Genomic DNA, 20,297 nt, shown 5'->3' with positions numbered 1-20,297 from the left:
GCGAACCCCGCGCTCAGCCCACGTGGTCGCGCCAGGAATGCTGCGGCGCGAAGCCGAGCAGACGCCGGGCCTTGTCGATCGACAGCAGCGTCTCGTGGTCGCTTACCCCGGCGGTCACCGGAACGCCCGGGAAGACTTCGGCGATCAGCTCGGCATTAGGGCGGCTCATCACCGTGTCGGCCGCGGCGATGATGAACTGATCGAAGCCGGCGGGTGCGACCTCGAGCGCCCGCCGCACCGCCTGCGCGCCGTCGCGGCCGTCGATGTAGCCCCACAGGTTCCACTTGCGCAGTCGTGCGTCAGCGTCGAACGACGGGAACTCGGCGTAGTCCTCGGGGTTCATCACGTTCGAGAACCGCAGCGCCGTGATCGACAGGTCCGGGTGCCAGCGCACCAGTTCGACGGCGAGCTGCTCCTCGAGGGTCTTCACGAGCGAGTACACCGACTCGGGTCGCGGCGGGTATTCCTCGTCGACCGGGATGTACGGCGGCGCCGAGTCGAAGGGCAAGCCCTGCACCGTCTCGCTCGACGCGTAGACGATGCGACGGATGCCGAGACGCACGGCGGCCCAGAACACGTTGAACGTCGCGGCCATGTTGTTGTGGAAGGTGGCCACGTCGCTGCGGATGCCCGGCGCCGGGATCGCACCGAGATGCACCACCGCGTCGATCCCGTCGTGACGGTCGCCGACGCCTCCGAAGGCATCGATGACCTGTCCGTAGTCGGTGAGGTCGACCTGCACGAATGAGGGGCCGCGGGTGCCGACCACGTCCATGCCGACGACGTCGTAGCCGGCCTCCCGGAGTTCGCGGGCGACGACGGTTCCGAGCTTGCCGGTGGACCCGGTGAGAGCGATGCGCATGGATCCAGGTTGGCACGCCGCGACGGCCCGAGGACGGAAAACCGTTTCGGAAACACAGGATTGTTTCCGGTAACTGTTAGCGCTACCGTTAAGTTCGCGCCTCCGAAACCGCTTTCGGGGACGCGCCGATGTCGTGCACGAGGAGGTCCACGATCGAGACCTTCCCGCGACCTGCGGCCCGCTCGCGCCGGGCCGTCCGAGGACCCTGCGCCGCGGCATCCGTCGACCCCGTCCGTCCTATCCGTCCATCGAGAGGAACAACGATGACCCCCGAAATCGACACCGGGATCTCACGACGCAAGATCGTCGTGGGTGGAGGGATCGCGCTCGCCGGCATGGCCGCCGCCGTCGCGCTCCTCGACCCCACGCAGGCCAGAGCGGCCGCCTCGACAGCGAACGCGGCGCCCTTCCGCGCCGCCGGCATCGCCCGCTCGGCACAGGTCGTGCGTGCTGGCCAGACGCTGGTGTATCCCGACGCGTGGAGCGTCCGGCCGTTCCCGCTGACCTCGGTGAAGCTCGGGCAGAGCGTCTTCACCCGCGCGCTGAACCAGCACCTCTTGCTCTACCGCGCCTACAACGTCGACAAGATCCTCGCGGTGTTCCGCCGCAACGCCGGTCTCGACACCAAGGGCGCCACGCCTCCCGGCGGCTGGGAGGAGTACGGCTCCAACCCCGACGCGCAGCGCTGGGGTCCGGCCGAGTACACCCGCGGCCAGAACACCGCGGGCGCCGGCGGCTGCCTGCGCGGCCACTACGGCGGCCACTTCCTCAGCGGCATCTCGATGGCCTACGCGGCGACGGGCGAGCTCGCGCTGCTCAACAAGGTGAACGCGATCGTGACCGGGCTCGAGGAGTGCCGGGCGGCTCTCGCCGCCCAGGAGTTCAACGGCGCACCGCGCTACTCGCACCCCGGCTTCCTGTCGGCCTACGGCGAGTGGCAGTTCTCGGCCCTCGAGGAGTTCGCCCCTTACGGCGAGATCTGGGCGCCGTACTACACGCTGCACAAGATCCTCGCGGGGCTGCTCGACGCCCACGCCCTCGCCGGCAACGACCAGGCGCTCGCTCTCGCCGAGGGCATCGGCCACTGGGTCTTCAGCCGACTGTCGAAATGCACGCCCGCGCAGCTGGCACGGATGTGGGGGTCGTACATCGCCGGCGAATACGGCGGCATGAACGAAGTGCTCGTCGAGCTCTACTGGCGCTCCGCAGACCCGCAGAAGGCGGAATTCCTCGAGGCGGCGAAGCTGTTCACGCTGCACACACTCGTCGACGCGTGCGCCGCGGGCACCGACACGCTCAACGGCAAGCACGCCAACCAGCACATCCCGCAGTTCCCGGGCTACGTGAAGCTCGCCGCCGAGACGGGCGACGCCCACTACCTCGACGCGACCAAGGGCTTCTACGACATGGTCGTGCCCGGGCGGTCGTACGCCCACGGCGGCACCGGCGAGGGCGAGCTGTGGGGTCCGGCAGGCGCGGTCGCGGGAGACATCGGACCCCGCAACGCCGAGTCGTGCGCGGCGTACAACATGCTCAAGGTCGCGAGCTACCTGTTCTTCAACGAGCAGGACCCGAAGTACATGGACTACTACGAGCGCACGGTGCTGAATCACATCCTCGGCGGACGCCGCAACCAGGAGTCGACCAGCGGTCCGGAGAACCTGTACATGTTCCCGGTCCACCCCGGTGCCCGCAAGGAGTACGGCAACGGCAACATCGGCACCTGCTGCGGCGGCACCGGCCTAGAGAGCCACGTCAAGTACCAGGAGGGCATCTACTTCCGGTCCGCCGACCAGAGCGAGCTGTACGTCAACCTCTACATCGCCTCGACGCTCACGTGGGAGGAGACGGGGCTCGAGCTGGAACAGACGTCGTCGTACCCCGAGGGTGAGACCTCGACGCTGACCGTCAAGGCGGCGCCGTCGGGTCCGCTCACCGTGCACCTGCGCGTGCCCGCGTGGTCGTCGGGAGTCGAGATCCAGGTCAACGGCGCCCCCGCGGGCGTCGCGGCCGAGCCGGGCACCTACGCGACGATCGACCGCGCCTGGGCCGTCGGCGACACGTTCACGGTCCGCATCCCGCTGGCCGTGCGCGTCGAGGCCGCTCCGGACCGCGCCGACATCCAGACGCTGATGTACGGCCCGGTCGTGCTGACGGCGACCAGCTCCGCGACGAGCTACCTCAAGGTGTCGCTGGCCGATCGCCTCGACCTCACCGGCGGCGTGAGCCGCGGCATCTCCAAGACGGCCTCGAACGTGTTCACGGTCGGCAGCCTGAGCTTCGAACCGGCCTACAACGGACGGGATGTCGCGTACCACATGTACTTCCAGCGCAACGAGCCCACGGTGACCTTCGCCGGTCGCGACGCCGGTGTGGCCAACCCCCGCCGGTCGGGCTCGACGCTGCTCGACGACATCTGGGAGCAGGCGCCGTTCGCGAGCAGATCGGCGTTCCTGGGCGCCGTCGGCTCGGTGACGGCCTCCTACGTGGCGGATGGGCTGCTGACAGCCCGCAATCGACAGAAGATCCTGCTCGCGGCAGGACAGGCGCCGATCGACGGGGGCAACTGACATGACGACGATCACGCAAGCGATCGGTGCTCGACGGGCCGGTGTGCGGAGGATGGCGCTCGCGATCGCGGTGACGCTGGCCCTCGTGGGCGCGGCCGCTGTCGCTGCGCCCGCGACGGCGGCGGAGGATCCGTTCAACGTCGCGCTCGCCGCGGGTGAGAACCCGCCCACGGTCGAGGTGAGCTACGTGCCGGGCTGGAACTCGGCCGCCGCGCTGAACAACGGCGCCTCGGCTCCGACCAACACGCTGTCGGCGATGTGGGGGACGTGGGGCGCTCCGGGCAGCCCGACCCAGGACATCGCGACCTACACGTGGGAGCGAGCGGTGACGGTGAGCTCGTCCAAGCTCTTTCTGTGGCAGAACCACCTCACCCCCGGCGGGGACTCGGGCGTCATGATCCCGTCGGCGTGGAAGATCGAGTATCGCAACGCCGCCGGCGAGTGGGCTCCGGTCACCGGCGCCGGCCTGACGTATCCGCTGCCGGTGCTGAACGAGGCCGCCCCGGTCACGTCGCAGCCCGCGGTGCAGGCGACGTTCGACCCCGTGACGACCACGGCCGTCCGGCTGGTGCTGGATCGCGTGGTGTTCTCAGGCCAGCGCAAGGCGACGAGCGTCATCGAGTGGGAGGTCTGGGGAGTCAACGCCCCGATCGAAGAGCCCGAGCCCGAGGACCCCAACGCGTTCATCGACTCCGAGCGGGTCGCGGTCCGCACGGTCGCCGGAACCGCCCCGGACCTTCCCGAGCGCCTGTGGGTGATCGGCGAGAACGGACCGCTGCGCTACGTCGACGTGGAGTGGGCGCCAGTCGCGGCATCCAGCTATGCCGGTGCCGGAAGCTTCGAGGTGCTCGGGGATCCGGCCGGCTACGACGGGCAGTCCGTGACCGCCACCGTGCACGTCGCGGCATCCCTGTCCGAGGTGATCGAGGACGTCGAGTACGCCGTGACGATCACCACCCCCGGCGTCGAGCCGGTGCTGCCCGAAACGGTCGTCGCCACGTACGACGACGGCACCGCGAGCAGCGGGGTCCCGGTGGTGTGGGACGCGATCGAGCCCGGGCAGTACGCCGCGGCCGACGCGATCTTCGATGTCGAGGGCGCGGTCGACGGGTACGAGCCCGGCGCGATCGCGACCGTGTTCGTCGTCGAGCCGCTGAGCCAGGCCGAGCCGATCGTCTCGATCGAGTTCGACTCGGCACCGCAGGGATCGGGCTGGTACACGACCGCCCCGACCGTGACCATCGCCGCCGAGGAGACGGCGAGCCCGGTCGAGACCATCGAGTACTCGCTGGACGGCCAGACCTGGACCCCGTACACCGAGCCGTTCGCGGTCTCGGCACAGGGCGAGGTGACGGTCGCGGCGCGTGCCACGAGCGAGGACGACGCGGTGGGTGAGGCATCCGAGACCATCAAGGTCGACACGATCGCCCCCGAGACCGGCATCGACTGGATCGTCGTGGACGGCACCTCGGCTCTCGTCACGCTGACGCCGACCGACGCCGAACCCGGCTCGGGCGTCACGCGCACCGTGTGGTCGGACGGGCCCGACGCCTCTCCGACCGGCGAGACGAACAACATGTACGCCACGTACGAGGAGCCCTTCTCGGTGCAGCTCACCGAGGAGCCCCGCTACGTGCACGTGCAGGCACAGGATGCCGCGGGCAACGTCGAGACGCACGCCACGGTGGAGCTGCCGATGCTGACGGGCGACACCCTCGACCTCCAGCCGACCGTCACCCAGCGGTGCGTGGCCGGCAAGGTCTACCTCGTCGTGTCGGTGCGCAACGCCGACGACGTCGCGGCCGAGGTCACGATCTCGTCGGACTACGGGTCGAAGACGATCGCGTCGGTGAATGCCGGCGGGACGACCTCGACGACCTTCAGCACCCGCACCGTCTCGATCGGAACGGGCGAGGTCTCGGTCACGGGATCGGCCGGCGACGACGCGACCTACGAGGGAACGGCGTCGTACCCGGCGCACAGCTGCGGCTGAGGCATCCCCTCCGGAACGGCCCGCGATCTTCGGATCGCGGGCCGTTCCGCGTGCCCCGGCGTGGAGAATTCAGGAGATCCGGTCGGTGGGCGGCGTGCCGGGCCGGTTCGCCCGCGTGTCTCCTGAATTCCCGACGCGGGCGCCCGCCGCCCCGGCGATGGCCCCGCGTGCTCGTGTGCGCGGGGCCAGTGTGCCTCGGCCCAGGTGGTTCTGCAGGAGGTCTCGCTCTCGACAGGAGGATTCTGGGCGATTCGTCCTGTTGTGGGTCGGTTCTCCTGTGGAAGTGCTTCCTCGGCATCCATCCGGGCGGTCCTCCACCCGCCCGCGAAGACAGGAGAACCGCGCTTCAACAGGAGACTTCGCGGGGATTCGTCCTGCTGTGGATCGGTTCTCCTGTGGAAGACGGATGCCGCGGCCGCGGCGCACCGCACGACGAGGGGCCCGTCCGACGGATCGGACGGGCCCCTCGTTCCTTCAGGGCTGGCTCAGCCGCAGTTGCGCGCCGTGTAGGACGCCGTCACCGTGCCGGCACCCTCGCCCTGCGTGACGGCCACGCTCACCTCGTCGACCGGCATAGAAGCCAGGCGGGTGGTGAACGCGTACGACGCCGACTTGCCGGCCGCCACGGTCGCGGACTTCACGCCGTACGGGGTCGACACCTCGATCGCCGCGGCATCCGTTCCGCCGTTGGTGACCTTGACGGTCAGCACGACCTTGCCGGCGACGCACCGCGAGTCCGTGGTCACGTCGACGTCGATCGCGGCCTCGACCGTCACCGTCGCCTCGACCGGCATGCGCGAGTCGTCCTGAGCGATGCCCGACACCGTGAAGGTGCCCGGGGTTGCGTACTCCGACGCGGGGATGTCGTCCCACACCACGTCGACGGTCTGCTGCGAGCCGTCGGCCTTGGTCAGGTGAGCCTGCGGCAGGCCCGGTGCGACACCGGTGGTCGTCGTGACGTCGATCGCGGCGACCGAGGAGACGGCGATGTTCGGCGCATACGCCTCGAGCACCTTCTGGTACTCGGCGCGGGTGACCGGGATCACCGTGCCGTGACGCGGCTTGCCGCCGTCGGCGTTCTGCGGCAGACCCTGACGGAGCTTGGCGGCCAGCGGCTGCCACGCGTCGCCGTCGTTCAGGTTGTTCGTCCCGAACGGCACGTAGTGGTTCGGTCCGCCGTGGTAGTCCGGCTGGTCGATGAAGAGGAACCAGTCGAGGCCGTTCACGTCGCCCTCGTTGGCCGCGAAGATGTTCGCGCCCTCACCGCTCGAGTACGTGCCACCGGGCTCACCGTTGGGCAGGCCGCTGGCGACCCGATCCTTGACGAGCGTCCACTGGTCCGCCGCGCCGGTCGTGCCGGGAAGGGTGCCGGTGATCGTCGCGAGCAGGTCCGTCGACTTCTCGTGACGGATCGTCATGCTCGCCTCGTCCTTGGTGAAGCGGTGGTAGACGCCGTCCACCTTCGCGACGGTCGAGTCGATCATGCCCCGGCCGGTGCCGCGCTGGACGTCGGTCCAGATCTTCGCCTCCGAGAAGGTGACGAAGTCGTCGGTGGTCGCGTACATCATGCGGTTGTAGGTCACACCCGTGCGGTCCGCGGTGTTCGTCGTCGGGTAGAGGTTCGAGGCCCAGAACACGACGAACGTGTCGAGCTCCTCGTCCCAGTACGCCTCCGGCGCCCACGTGTTGCCGGCGAAGTCGGTGGAGACCTTCACGTGGCGCTGCTCCGACCAGGTGACCAGGTCGTCCGACTCCCACACCTCGATGTACTTCGAGCCGGAGATCTGCGCGGTGGTGAACCCACCCGCCAGGCCCGCGACCTTGAGGTCGGTGGCGATCATGTAGAACCGGTCGCCTTCGGGTGCGCGGATGATGAACGGGTCGCGCAGGCCCTCCGTGCCGACCGTCGACGTGAAGATCGGCTGACCCCCGTTGAGGGTGTTCCAGCTGAGCGCGTCGTTGCCCTTCGAAGCGGCGATGCTGACGCGCTCGGCGCCCTGACCTTCGCCGGTGAAGAACGTCCAGAAGTACGCCTCGGTCTTGTCGGTGCCGCCCGGCATCGGCTGGATCCGCGCCGTGAAGGTGCGGCTGGCCGAAGCGCTGCCGTTCACGGCCGTGGCGGTGAGCTCGACGACGATCTCCTCCGAGCCGGCGGCCGGGCGCTGCACCTCGACCGTGCGGGAGTCAGCCCGCACGCCGTCACGCAGCGTGGCGCCCGCGGCACCGGACGTGATGGTCCACTCGATCGACGAACCCTGCGCTCCCGCGGCGGGTACCGAGAAGTTGCTGCGGATGTTGTCGAGGTTCCGGATCTCGATGGCTGCGAGGTCCTGAGCGACCTTCTCGGCGTCGGGGATCTCCTGGGGCACCAGGACACCGTACGTCTGCGTCCGCGTCTCGCTGCCCACCGTGAAGGTGGCCGTGAGGATCACGTTCGCGTCGCCGGAGCCCGCGGCCGGGCGAGTGACGTCGGCCGTCCCCCCGTTCAGCGCGATCGCGGGGCTGTCCGAGCTCCATGCCACTGCGACTCCTGCGCTGGTGAGCGGAACGGTGAAGTCGGCCGTGGCCGTCTGGGGAACCGAGACGGCGGCGACGGCGCGGTCGAGCGCCTGCGAGCTGTAGAGGGACTGCACGTCGGCGTCCGTCAGCGCCTGCCCGTAGACCGCGAAGTCGTCGACGAGACCGTTCCAGCTGGTGTCGTTGTAGGTGGAGCGGCCGAGGCTCGCCACAAGGCTGGAACCGAAGGACGCGACATCCCGCACGATCGCGGTCTGCGTGATGCGGGCGCCGTTGATGTACACGCGCAGCTGGCCGGTCGTGCCGTCGATGACCGTCGTGTAGAGGCTGAGTCCCGCCGGGGTCCGGGCGCCGGTCGTGGCGGAGTTCGTTCCGCCCGCGCCGACCTCGGTGCTCCACGGCGCACCCGCATTGGTGGCGTTGGTCACGACGGACTTCACGTAGCCGCTCGGATTGGCGGGGTTGAGCAGCCAGTAGCCCGACGAGAATGAGGCCCCCGACGCGACGGGCGCGCCGATGAATGCCGCGGCGGTGTTGCCGGGCCCGGATCGCGGCGTGAGCCACGTCGAGATGGTGAGGTCCTTCTTGCCCACGAGAGGCGCGGTCGGGATCTCGACGTACGCGGCGGTGCCACGCGCGCCGCCGGGCAGCGAGAGGCTGCCGTCGGCAACGCTGCCGCCGCTCTGACGCAGCGTGCCGTCGTGCCCGTTGCCGCTCGAGTCGGTGATCGTCGTGCCCGCGGGCGCGTCGAAGGTGTAGTGGATGAGAGGCGTTGCGCTGATGGCGGCGTGGGCCGCCGTCGGCGCGACGGCTCCGGTGAGGGCCAGGGCGATCGCGGTGGCGACCGCTCCACCTCGTGCCAGGATTCGGGATCGGGTGCGCGTTGTCACGCTCTGCTTCCTCGCTGTTCGTCGACTGCGGCGATGCGAGGAACCCCAGGCCGTGGACGTCGCCGTCTCGGCAGACTCGTTGTGCGTCATCGCGCAATCTTTGCGACCGCGCTGGTGCGGTCTGCGGACTCTTGGTGTTACCGGAAACACTCACCGGTCCGCCCACGGTAGATCGGTCGGCGGACCACTGTCAAGAGAAAAGGGTTATCGGTAACAGCGCGGGAGCGGTCTCACGCGGCCGCGCCCGAAGAACGATTCATTTCCGACTGGTGAATCTCATCGCGTTCCGGCTAATGTGAGCGATAACAGCCTGTTCGATGACGTTCAGTCACTTGACGGAGAGTGGAAATGAGTCTGTCTTCACGCGCTCGCAGAAGCGCCCTTGTCCTCACCGCCGCCGGAGCGATGGTCCTCGGCATGGGCGTGGCGCCCGCGGTGGCCGAGGTGCCTGCCGGCGGCCTCGTCGCCGAGTATCTATTCGACGAGACGACCGGGTCGTCGGTGCCCAACACCGCTCCGGATGCCGCCCTCGGGGCTGCGACCGTGCGCAACGTGCAGGCCGCCGACTGGACCGGATCCTCCCTCACCCTGCGAGGCGGCGCGAAGACGTCGACCGGCAACTGGGTCGAGCTGCCCGACAACATCCTGTCCGGAGCGGAGTCGGCCACCGTCGTCGCCGAGGTCAAGGCGTCGGCCGCGATGCTGAACGGCTTCCACTTCCTCTGGAACATCGGCAACGAGTCCTCGGCCACCGAGTACTTCTTCGCCTCGCTCAACTGCGGCTCGGGCCGTTCGCCCCTGGTCGGTATCAAGGCCGGCGGCATCGAGCAGCTCGTCCAGTCGGGATCCTGCGGCGTGACCGCGAACCAGTGGGTCAACGTCACCTCGGTGGTGGACGGCGCGACGGGCACGGCCTCGCTGTACATCGACGGCGTGCGCGTCGCTCAGGGCTCGGTCGCCGCGACCCCCGCCGACGTCGTCGACCAGTCCCTCAACACGATCGGTCGTGCCCCCTGGCCGGATCCGCTCTTCCAGGGCGCCGTCTCGGCCTTCCGCGTGTACGACCGGGCGCTCTCGGCCGCCGAGGTCGCCGAGGTCTCGGCCGCCGACGCGCAGGCGCACGCCGCCGAGCTCCAGGCGCAGGCCCAGGCCATCGTCGACGGGCTCGGCCTCGTCGACCGCGAGACCAGCTCCGACCTCGACCTGCCGACCGCGGGCGGACGGGTGACCTGGACCTCGAGCGACCCTGCCGTCGTGGCCGCGGACGGCACCGTCGCGCCGCCGCTCGCCGGCGAGCCCGCTGCCCAGGCCCAGCTGACCGCGACCGCTTCGATCCGCGGCGTCTCGGCGAGCAAGACCATCACCGTCACCGTCCTGGCCTCGACGGAGACCGCGCAGCAGCGCGCGGAGCGCCTGGCCGGTCGCTTCGTCATCCCGTCGGTAGTGGAATCGGGCACCGCCCTTCCTGACGCACCGAACGGTGCGACGGTCGCGGTCACGTCGGTCAGCGCGGGCGTGACCGCGGACGGCACGATCGTCTCGGAGTCCGACGAGGCGACGGATGCCGTGATCACCGTCCGGGTCACCGACGAGTCGACAGGCGCCACCGTCGACCGCACCTTCGACGTGCGCGTTCTTCCGGCGGCGACCACGTCGCAGCTGCTGGCCTACAACCGCGTTCCCACCTCGGTCACCGAGGCGAACAACGCCGACGTCGCGCTCAGCATGCACCTCGCGCTCGAGGACGGCGACGGCTGGACCCCGCTGAACGAGAACTACGGCATCTTCTTCGCCAAGACCTCGACGCCCCCGCCTGCCAACGGCACGAGCGAGGGCATCATCCGGAGCCTGAAGGATCCGCACCTCTTCCGCCTCGCCGACGGCGGGTTCGGGGTCGTGGCGACCCGCACCGCGCGCGGCGGCGCCGCCGACGGCACGCAGAGCGCACGGGTCCTCTTCGCCCGCAGCGCGGACCTGCGCTCGTACGAGGAGGTCGGCATGATCGACCTCGGGGTCACCAGCGGCGTGAACCAGCCGGCCGCGGTGTACGACACCGCCTCCGATCGCTACGTCGTCACGTGGACCTCCGATGCGGGGGCTGCGATGTACACGACGTTCACCGACCTCGCCACCGGCGCGGGCCGGACGACCGCCCAGCGCGGCACGATCGCGGCCACCGCGGGCGCAGCCGGCAGCGGCATCCCGAACTACGCGACCGGCAACGCGCTTCCGGTCGACGCCGCCACCGTCGACGCACTGCAGGTCCGCTTCGGACGCATCGCGAACACCGGCCTTGCCGAGCTCGACGCGGTCACCGTCGAGGAGGGCGCCGAGTTCAGCGCCGCCGACCTGCCGCAGCGCGCCGGGCTGTCGTACGACGACGGCTCGGACGCCTCACGGGCGATCGCTTGGGATGCGGCATCCGTCGACGCGGTCGACACCTCCACCCCCGGCACCTATGAGGTCACCGGCACGGTGAAGCAGACGGAGTACGCGACGCCGTTCGCCGACGAGCGCGCCGACCCGTCCGTGTTCCGGTACGACTGGAACGGCCAGGAGAAGTTCCTGATGATCGCCACGGAGGACATCTACGGCGGCAACATCAACCCGCAGGGCGGCGGGCACATGCCGATCCGCATCGCGGACAGCATCGAGGACCTCTCGGACGAGGCGATCGACGCCGGCCGCAACGTCGAGATCGACCTGCTTCGCCGCGGCGACACGGATGCCGACGGCGGCGTCATGACGGGGTGCTTCTGGGCTCCTGAGTACCACGTCATCGGCGGGAAGCTGTCGATTCTCTTCATGCCCTGCTACAACGGCGCCAACGGGCAGCCCGACATGTGGACCGGCCGCGCCAGCATCATGCAGCTGCAGCAGGATGCCGCGGGCAACGACCTGGATCCGGCCGTCCCGGCGAACTGGAGCAAGCCGCAGAAGGTGCTGCGCTCCGGAGGCGGCGCACTGAACACGGTGCAGGGCATCTCGCTCGACATGACCTACCTCGAGGACTCCGGCCAGTCGTACTACATCTGGCAGATGCTCGGCTCGCTCTTCATCGCGAAGATGGATCCGGCGAACCCGACGCGGCTGACCTCCGAGCCGGTCCGCATCCTCGCTCCGGAGTACGCGTGGGACAACACGATCGCCGAGGGGCCGAACGTGTTCGCCCACGACGGAGTGCTGTACCTGATCTACTCGGGCTCGACGGTCGGCGACAGCTACACGACGGGCCTGGCGACCGCCACGGCCGGCGCGGGCGCCGACCTCACCGATCCGGCAGCGTGGTCCAAGCTGAACTACCCCATCCAGAAGTCCGGCGTCTTCAACGGCTCCTGGCAGCTGGGAACCGGTCACGGCATGTGGTCGCACGACGAGGACGACAACCTGCTCTACGTCTTCCACGCGCGCACCGACCACGACGGACTGAGCGGACGTGACATGTTCGTCCGCCGCGTCCACTGGGCCGCCGACGGCCTGCCGGTGTTCGACATGGAGGCCGACGAGGAAGTCGCCCCCGGCAACCGCACGGTGTCGGTCACGGTGACCGTCGAGGCCGAGCCCGAGCCGGCTCTGGACGTCACGGCGGTCGTGACGGCGCGGTGCGTCGCCGGCAAGGTCGTGCAGGTGCTCACCGTGACCAACGGCGAATCCGTTCCGGTCTCGGCGACGGCCGCGGGCTCGTACGGCACGAAGACCTTCGCGACTGTCGGAGCCGGCAAGAGCGCGTCGGCCTCGTTCACCACGCGCCTGGGTGCGATCCTCCCCGGCACGATCTCGGTGACTGCCACGGCCGGCGGCGAGACCGTGACCATCCCTGCCGGTTACCCTGCGGTGGCCTGCGGCTGACCTGTAGACCCGGCCGCGCAAGCGGTCGATGCGACGCGCGTCGCGGGTGTGTGCGAACCCCGCGGCGCGCTGTCGCGCGTCCGTGCTGTCGAGGAGATCTGCGCAGGAGAGGACTCCTCGCCGTGATCGCTCCGCTCGAGCGCCCATCTCCTCGCCTGTGCAGAGCGGATGCCGCGGCCGCGGCATCCGGAATCACCCGCGCGCGACAGGACTTCGTGCCCTCTACACGAGCAATCCGCGCGAGAAGTCCTGTGGAAGGGCGGTTCTCCTGTTGAGGGATGCCGCGGTCGCAGCATCCGGCACTGACCGCGCCCCGCGCGCCCGACAGGACTTCGGTCTCTCTACAGGAGGAATCCGCGCGAGAAGTCCTGTGGAAGGACGGTTCTCCTGTTGAGGGATGCCGCAACCACGCGCACGAGAACGCCCCGCCAGCCGAAGCCGACGGGGCGTTCGCGCGATCCAGAGCTAGCCGCAGGCTGCCGCAGCGTACGAGGCGGATGCCTCGGCACTGTCTCCGCCGGCGCTCACGGTCACCGTCGCCGTGCCGGTGCCGATGGACACCGCTCGGGTCGAGAACGCCGCGCTCGCGGTCTTGCCGGGCTGCACGGCCGCGAACGACTTCGAGCCGTACGCCGTCGCGACCGCCAGCGCCACCGGGACGTCGCCGTCGTTCGTGGTGCGCACGGTCACGACGAGCTTGCCCGCGACGCAGCGCGTGTCGGCGGTCACCGTCACCGGAAGCACCGGCGCGGCGACGATCACGTCGGCCGTGACCGTCACGGCGGTCGAGCTGTAGAGCTCCTTGCCGGGGGCGTTCCAGGCCGTCGAGCCGCCGGTTCCGACCCACTGGTTGAGGTTCGCGCCGATGGTGCGCACCGTGCCGGTCACCTCGTAGGTGCCGGGCGCGCCGGTGTCGAGGGCCGACAGGTCCCACTCCACGGGCTGAGATGCCGTGCCGCGGCCGTAGGCCATGACGACCTCGGCGACGGCCGGGAGCGCGGACCGCACATCGGCCTCGACCGCATCGGCCTCGACCGCCACGGACCCGAGGTCGGTCGTGACGGCGGCCGCGGCATCCGCTTCGCGCAGCGTGTCGTAGCCGGCCTTCGTGAGCCCCACGATGCCGCCGTGCTTGGTGCTCGGTGCCATCGAGAAGCTCGGGCTCACCAGCTGGGTGAAGCCGGCGTCGAGGTCGGTCGTCTGCATCGGGCGGTAGCCGGTCGAGGGGATGACGTCGACGTAGAGGTACCACTTGTCCTCGCCGTGGCGCTGGAAGACCGCGGGACCTTCGACGCCGCCGGCGTTGCCGCCGGACCACTCGGCGCCGATGCGCGTCTGCAGCTGCGTCCAGGCCGCGGCGGGCTTCCACCACTCGACCGCCGCGGTGGACTCCAGGTAGATGCCCTTGCCGGCGGAGTTGTCCTTCGTGATCCGGTAGGTCTTGCCTTCGTTCTGGATGATCGTGGTGTCGATGGTGTTGCCGCCGGCGTCGATGAAGACCCCGCCGTACTCGTACGTCGCCTGCGTGAAGTCGGGCGTCGCGCCCCACAGGACGCGCGAGTACGAGGATCCCGTGTGCTCCGGGTTCGCGTAGACGTTCGAGGACCAGTACAGGATGAACCCGCCCTCGCCGGGACCGTAGTAGTCCGGCACCCACGTCGCCTCGGGCGCCCAGGCCATGCCGAGCTCGGCGACCTTCGCCCCGTCCGACACGGCGACGTCGAACTGGCGCAGGTCGCTCCAGCTGACGAGGTCCTTGGACTCCCAGACGTTGAGCTTCGTGCTGCCCTTCGAGCTCCAGTAGCACCAGTCCATGCAGCCGGCGACGCCGCGGTCGCCGCCGAACACGCGCAGGTCGGTCGCGATGATGTAGTACGTCTGCGTCTCGGGGTTGTACGTCAGGTAGGGGTCGCGGATGCCGGTGGTGCCGAGGTCCGACGCCAGGATCGGCTTGCCGCCGTTGAGCGGATCCCACTGCTCGGGGTTGTCGCCGCGTGAGACGTCGAGGTAGATCTTCTCGGCGTAGCCGGCGGAGTCCTCGATGAAGTGCACCATCGCGTAGCCGTACGGGTCGTCCTCGCCGGCGGCGGGGAGCACGGTCACCGGCACCTCGCGGGTGGCCTCCGCTCCGCGCACGGTGGCGGTCGCGGTGAGCGTCGTCTGCAGCGCGGGCGAGCCGGCGGCGGGCTGCTCGGCCGTGACCGAGACGCCGTCCTCGCCGATCACGACGGCCGGGTCCGCAGACGACCAGCTCACGCGCCCGCCGTAGTCCGGCAGGGTCGTGAGCGGCTCGTCGAGCGTGAGCGCGGCGACGCCGTCGACCACGGTCTGCGCGGCCTGCTGGTGCGAGGCGGCGTGCAGCGCGGCATCCGCCACCGACACGTCGCCCACCTCGGCGGCCGTCAGAGCGCGGTCGTACACGCGGAACGAAGACACCTCGCCTTTGTACATCGGGTCGGGGTACGGCGCACGTCCGATGGCGTTGAGCGTCTGATTCGTGATGGATGCCGGAGTCAGCGTCGTCGGGGTGGAGGCGACCTGCTCGCCGTCGACATAGAAGCTGATGCGCCCGGCTGCGCCGTCGATGACCGAGCTCAGGCTGTACCAGCGGTCCGCGTCGAGCGCGGAGCCCGAGCGCGCGTTCACCTCGCCGCCTCCGCCCGACGCCGTGATGGCGGTGCGGGCGTTGTCGCGGACCGATGCGAAGTAGTACTGGGTGGTCGAGTCGCTCCCGATGTTCCAGAGGAAGTTCCAGTTGTTCTTCATCGTCGGGTCGAGCTTGGTCTCGATCGTCACCGTGGCCGACGTCTTTCCGCTGAGCACGTTGTCGGGCAGCCGCACCCAGTTCGCGGTGGGGCTGGTCTTCGCTCCACCGGCGAACACCAGCGACGATCCCGTCCACTGGGCGTCGGTGCCGTTGACGACGGTGGCGGCGGGCGCTCCGCTGACGCGGTTCGGGATGCTGGAGCCCGTCGTCTGGTCGAAGAGGTAGTCGGCGATCAGCCCGGCGGTGGGCACCGCGCCGGGCTCGACGGCGGGCGCCGCAGCGGCGGGGGAGAGCGCCGTGATCACGAGGGCCGAGCCGAGGGCGGCGGCGAGCAGACCGCGGGTGCGGCCGCGCGGGGGTCGTCCCTCGATGGTGTGAGGCGAACGAGGCAGGGGAATCACTCCAGCTCCTTTGCTGAGCGCCGGCGAGTTCGGGCACGGACTGTGCGGGCGGCGCGCCTGGGAATGTTAGCGCTCACCTAATGTCGGGGCAAGGCTCGAATCGTTACCGGACTCGCTCTTGACGTGGATCTTCGTTCGCGCTAACAATTAACCCCGTACGCCTGATACCGCTAACAGCATGAACGCGGGCGTCGCAGGACGAAGAAGCCCTGAGCCGTGACGAAGACGTCGCCTGAAGAGATCGGCACCCATGAACACCGTACGCAGAGCCCTTGCGCTCGCCACTGCCACCGCCCTCACCGCGGGCCTGCTCGCCGTCGTCACCCCGACGGCCGCTGTGGCCGCTCCGCTGTCGATCGAGTCCGCCAAGGTGCTCGACCTCCGCTTCGACGGTGACCTCGTCGATGCGAGCACGAACGCCGCCTCCGTGACGATGCAGAAGGGCACTGCCGGCTACGGCACCGGCGTCCGCGGCCAGGCGTTCGCCCTGAACGGCTCGAACGCCATCCGCCTGGGCACCGCCGCCTACCTCCAGCCCGCCGATCTCACGGCCTCGTTCTGGTTCAAGCCGGGCGCGACCATGACCGGCGAGCAGGTCTTCGCGTGGAGCAAGGCCGCCTACAACTCGCCCGGGTGGTACCTCACGTCGGAGAACGACACGTCGCCGCTCGTGCTGTCGGTGGGTCCGGCATCCGGTCAGCCCTACAAGGTGGCCGTCGACACCCCGCGTGCCGGATTCTTCCCGGCCGGGCAGTGGACCCACGTCGTCGTGACCTACGACCAGGCCACGAAGGCCGTGACGTTCTACCGCAACGGCGTGCGCCAGATCTCGACCGTCAAGTACGCGGCCACGGGCACGGCCACCGGCGTCATCGTGGGCGAGAGCACCACCGTGAAGACCCTCGGCTACAACGGCCCGCAGTACAACGGCGCGCACGTCAACGGCCTGCTCGACGACTACACGCTGTACAACGGCGTCGCGACCATCGACGACGTCGTCTCGCTCACGCAGCAGGGCGACCCCGCCTTCGACCCGGCGACCGTCGCACAGTCCGCGCTCGACGCCCTGTCGGTGCCGAGCACGGTCGCCGCGGACTTCGGCCTCACCACCGACGCCGTGACCGGCGCGCGCATCAGCTGGGCCTCCTCCGACGCCGGCGTCATCGCGATCGACGGCGGTGCTGCCACGGTGACCCGCCCGGCCGCGGCCGACGCGACGGTCACCCTCACCGCGACCGCGACATACGGAGGCAGCGCTCCCGTGACCAAGACGTTCCAGGTCGCCGTCCCGAAGGAAGGCGCCTCCACGTCCATCTACCTCGAGTCGACCGCGCTGAGCGAGGTGCTCCTCGAGGACCCGTACCTCGTCAACGGCAACCAGAAGATGGTCGAATACCTCCTGAGCCTCGACCCGGAGCGGTTCCTGCACGCGTTCTACACGCAGGCGGGCCTGCCGACGACCGCCGAGCCCTACGGCGGCTGGGAGCGCACGAGCGGCACCCGGTTCCAGGGCCACTTCTTCGGCCACTACATCTCGGCGCTGTCGCAGGCGTACGCGAGCTCGAGCGACACCGCGATCAAGGCGGCGCTGCTCGCCAAGCTGACCACCGCGGTCGACGGCCTCGACCGGGCGCAGAAGGCCTACGCGGCGATCGACCCGGCGAACGCCGGCTACGTCTCGCCGTTCTCGACCAGCGTGCTGCCGAGCGGCGGCGGCGGACTCCTCGTGCCGTTCTACAACCTGCACAAGGTGCTCGCCGGACTCCTCGAGGCGCATGAGCAGGCACCGCCGGCGGTGGCCGCCAAGGCGCTCACCGTCGCGAGCGGCTTCGGCACCTGGGTGCGCGACTGGGCGGGCCGTCAGGCCAACCCCGCCACCATCCTGAACACCGAGTACGGCGGCATGAACGAGGCGCTGTACGAGCTGTTCAGCATCACCGAGAACCCCGCGCACAAGCGCGCCGCCGAGTACTTCGACGAGGTCACGCTGTTCCAGCAGCTCGCCGCCGGGCAGGACGTGCTCAACGGCAAGCACGCCAACACCACCATCCCGAAGCTCGTCGGAGCGCTCAAGCGCTACACGCTGTTCACCGACAACCCGCACCTGTACGCCACGCTCACGGCGACGGAGAAGAGCAACCTCGGGATGTACCGCGCCGCGGCCGAGAACTTCTGGCAGATGGTGGTCGATGACCACTCCTACGCCAACGGCGGCAACAGCCATTCCGAGCACTTCCACGCGCCCGACACGCTGCACCAGCACGCGACGAACGGCACGACCTCCGGCTACGGCGAGAACTCGACCTCCGAGGTGTGCAACGAGTACAACATGCTCAAGCTCACGCGGGCGCTGTTCCAGATCGCACCGAACGTGAAGTACGCGGACTTCTACGAGCACACGTACATCAACACGATCCTCGCGCAGCAGAACCCCGAAACCGGCATGATGACGTACTTCCAGCCGATGACGGCGGGCTACGCGAAGGTCTTCGGGCGCCCGTACGACGAGTTCTGGTGCGACCACGGCACGGCGACCGAGAGCTTCACCAAGCTCGGCGACTCGATCTACTTCCGCAAGGGCTCGACGGTCTACGTCAACATGTACCGGTCTTCGGTGTACACGTCCGAGGAGCAGAACCTGCGGCTGACCCAGACCGCCGACATCCCCGCCGAAGACACCGCGACCTACACGGTCGAGTCCCTCGACGGCGGGGCGCTGGCGGAAGGGACCACCCTGCGCCTGCGCGTACCCGGCTGGATCGCGGGATCGCCGACGCTGAGCGTCAACGGCCAGGTGCAGGATGTCGCCGCCCTCCAGTCCGAGGGCTATCTCGTCGTGCCGGTCGAGGCCGGGGACGAGCTCAGCTACGTCCTGCCGGCCGAGGTGCGTGTCAACGACGAGACCGAGGACCCGAACTGGGTGGCGTTCACCTACGGCCCGGTCCTGCTGGCGACCGAGCTCAACCGCACGAACGTGGAGGCCACGTACACCGCCGGCGTCCTCGTGCGCATGAGCACCGCCGACAAGACCGTGAGCAACGACATCGTCGTTCCGGATGCCGACGACTTCAAGGCCGCGATCGAGGAGCGCCTGGTGCGGATCGAGGATGGTCCGAACCTCAACGGCATGACCACCATGAGGTTCACGCTCGAAGGCGTCGACGCGGCATCCGAAGCTCTCACGTTCGAGCCCTGGTACAGCCTGTACGACGCCCGCTACGCGATGTACATGAACCTCGTCGAGCCGGACTCGGCGCAGGCGCAGGCCCTCATCCGCAAGGAGAAGGAGCAGCGGCGCATCGCCGAGACGACCATCGACTCGCTGACGTCGTTCGACAACAACAACAGCGAGGCCGACAAGAACTACGAGGTCAACAAGTCGGCCGTGGGTGTCTGGCTGGGCGAGGGATACCGCGACGCGCAGACAGCCGCCGACGCGTACTTCCAGTACGACATGATCGTTGACCCGACGCTGCCGAAGAACTACCTGGGCGTCCGCTACTTCGGCGGCGACAACGGGCGCACCTTCGACGTCTACGTCAACGACGTGCTGCTCAAGCACGAGCGGATCACCAACGCCGGCGGTGCCACCAGCTGGTACGTGCAGTACGACGAGATCCCCGCGGCGGTGCTCGCCGGCATCCCGGCGGCCGACAGCTACAAGCGCGACCAGAACGGGCAGTACGTCCTGGACGAGGCCGGCCAGAAGATCCCGGTCGTCACGGTGCGCTTCCAGAGCAACGGGACGAGCTACGTCGGCGGCGTCTACGGCGTGTACACCGCCTCGACGACCACCTTCGGGACGGATGCCGATCTCGTCACGCTCTCGTTCGAGAACGGCGAGCTGACACCGGCGCTGGCGGACGGCGTGTACTCGTACACGGCCACCGTGCCGAGCGACGCCACGACAGCGACGTTCGACGCAGACCCGGCGACGCCCAGCGGGCTGGTCTTCGTCGGCGACGTGCTCATCGACGACACCCTTCCCCGGACCGTGGCGCTCGCCGCGGGAGACGAGCCGACCGTGCTGACGCTGCGCAGCACCGCCCAGGACCACACGACGAGCTCGACGTATCGCATCGAGATCGTGCGTGAGGACCCCGAGCCGCCGCTCGAGGTGACGGCTGTCGTCACGTCGCGCTGCGTGGCCGGAAAGGTGGTGCTGACCGTCAAGGCAGCCAATGCCTCCGCGGTGCCGGTCGCCCTCTCGATCGCGACGGAGTTCGGCGGCAAGCAGATCGCTTCGCTGGACCCCGGCAAGAGCACGACGCACGCGTTCACCACACGTCTGGCCCAGGTGTCGCCCGGAACGGCGACGGTCACGGCCACGGCGACGGTGGAGGGACAGCCGGTCACGGCGACGGTTTCGGCGAGCTACGCAGCTCAGTCGTGCAACTGATCGACGAAAACCATTTCGACACTTGTTCCCGCTAACTGTTCCCGGTAAC

General features: G+C 69.4%; 7 protein-coding genes. 4 read left to right on the top strand and 3 right to left on the bottom strand.

All coding sequences use genetic code 11. The features are described 5' to 3' along the window. Nucleotides 1-13: 13 nt before the first annotated feature. The gene (locus tag ASD56_RS01715) at nt 14-862 is read right to left on the bottom strand and encodes an NAD-dependent epimerase/dehydratase family protein (protein ID WP_055960529.1); all 849 of its coding nucleotides are present in this window, start codon (nt 860-862) and stop codon (nt 14-16) included. 263 nt (nt 863-1,125) lie between these two features. On the opposite strand from ASD56_RS01715, the gene ASD56_RS01710 reads away from it, so the two are divergent. Continuing rightward, nucleotides 1,126-3,432, top strand: a complete 2,307-nt coding sequence (locus ASD56_RS01710; RefSeq protein ID WP_082541169.1) for a glycoside hydrolase family 127 protein — start codon at nt 1,126-1,128, stop codon at nt 3,430-3,432. A gap of 1 nt (nt 3,433) precedes the next feature. Continuing rightward, on the top strand, nt 3,434-5,425 hold the full coding sequence (locus ASD56_RS01705; RefSeq protein WP_055960527.1) for an OmpL47-type beta-barrel domain-containing protein: 1,992 nt from the start codon (nt 3,434-3,436) through the stop codon (nt 5,423-5,425). A 485-nt stretch (nt 5,426-5,910) separates the two neighbouring features. Here the strand turns inward: ASD56_RS01705 and ASD56_RS01700 are convergent, their stop codons facing one another. Further along, on the bottom strand, nt 5,911-8,832 hold the full coding sequence (locus tag ASD56_RS01700; protein WP_055960525.1) for an immunoglobulin-like domain-containing protein: 2,922 nt from the start codon (nt 8,830-8,832) through the stop codon (nt 5,911-5,913). Nucleotides 8,833-9,249: 417 nt separating this feature from the next. On the opposite strand from ASD56_RS01700, the gene ASD56_RS01695 reads away from it, so the two are divergent. Then, nucleotides 9,250-12,681, top strand: coding sequence for a family 43 glycosylhydrolase (locus ASD56_RS01695; protein ID WP_162249492.1), 3,432 nt, complete (start codon nt 9,250-9,252; stop codon nt 12,679-12,681). A 465-nt stretch (nt 12,682-13,146) separates the two neighbouring features. Here the strand turns inward: ASD56_RS01695 and ASD56_RS15905 are convergent, their stop codons facing one another. Beyond that, nucleotides 13,147-15,849 (bottom strand): LamG-like jellyroll fold domain-containing protein, encoded by a 2,703-nt coding sequence (locus tag ASD56_RS15905; protein WP_082541166.1) that lies wholly within the window; start codon nt 15,847-15,849, stop codon nt 13,147-13,149. A 250-nt stretch (nt 15,850-16,099) separates the two neighbouring features. On the opposite strand from ASD56_RS15905, the gene ASD56_RS01685 reads away from it, so the two are divergent. Continuing rightward, on the top strand, nt 16,100-20,248 hold the full coding sequence (locus ASD56_RS01685; protein ID WP_055960521.1) for a beta-L-arabinofuranosidase domain-containing protein: 4,149 nt from the start codon (nt 16,100-16,102) through the stop codon (nt 20,246-20,248). Nucleotides 20,249-20,297: the final 49 nt, after the last annotated feature.

The organism is Microbacterium sp. Root166 (assembly GCF_001427145.1).
Taxonomy (GTDB): Bacteria; Actinomycetota; Actinomycetes; order Actinomycetales; family Microbacteriaceae; genus Microbacterium.
Note: the sequence above shows the minus strand (reverse complement) of the source record. Positions and strands in the feature narration are given on the sequence as shown.

Bases quoted from the DNA above. Each gene is read 5' to 3' on its own strand.
- ASD56_RS01715 (WP_055960529.1), bottom strand. From the start codon at position 862: ATGCGCATCGCTCTCACCGGGTCCACCGGCAAGCTCGGAACCGTCGTC.
- ASD56_RS01710 (WP_082541169.1), top strand. From the start codon at position 1,126: ATGACCCCCGAAATCGACACCGGGATCTCACGACGCAAGATCGTCGTG.
- ASD56_RS01705 (WP_055960527.1), top strand. From the start codon at position 3,434: ATGACGACGATCACGCAAGCGATCGGTGCTCGACGGGCCGGTGTGCGG.
- ASD56_RS01695 (WP_162249492.1), top strand. From the start codon at position 9,250: ATGGGCGTGGCGCCCGCGGTGGCCGAGGTGCCTGCCGGCGGCCTCGTC.
- ASD56_RS01685 (WP_055960521.1), top strand. From the start codon at position 16,100: ATGAACACCGTACGCAGAGCCCTTGCGCTCGCCACTGCCACCGCCCTC.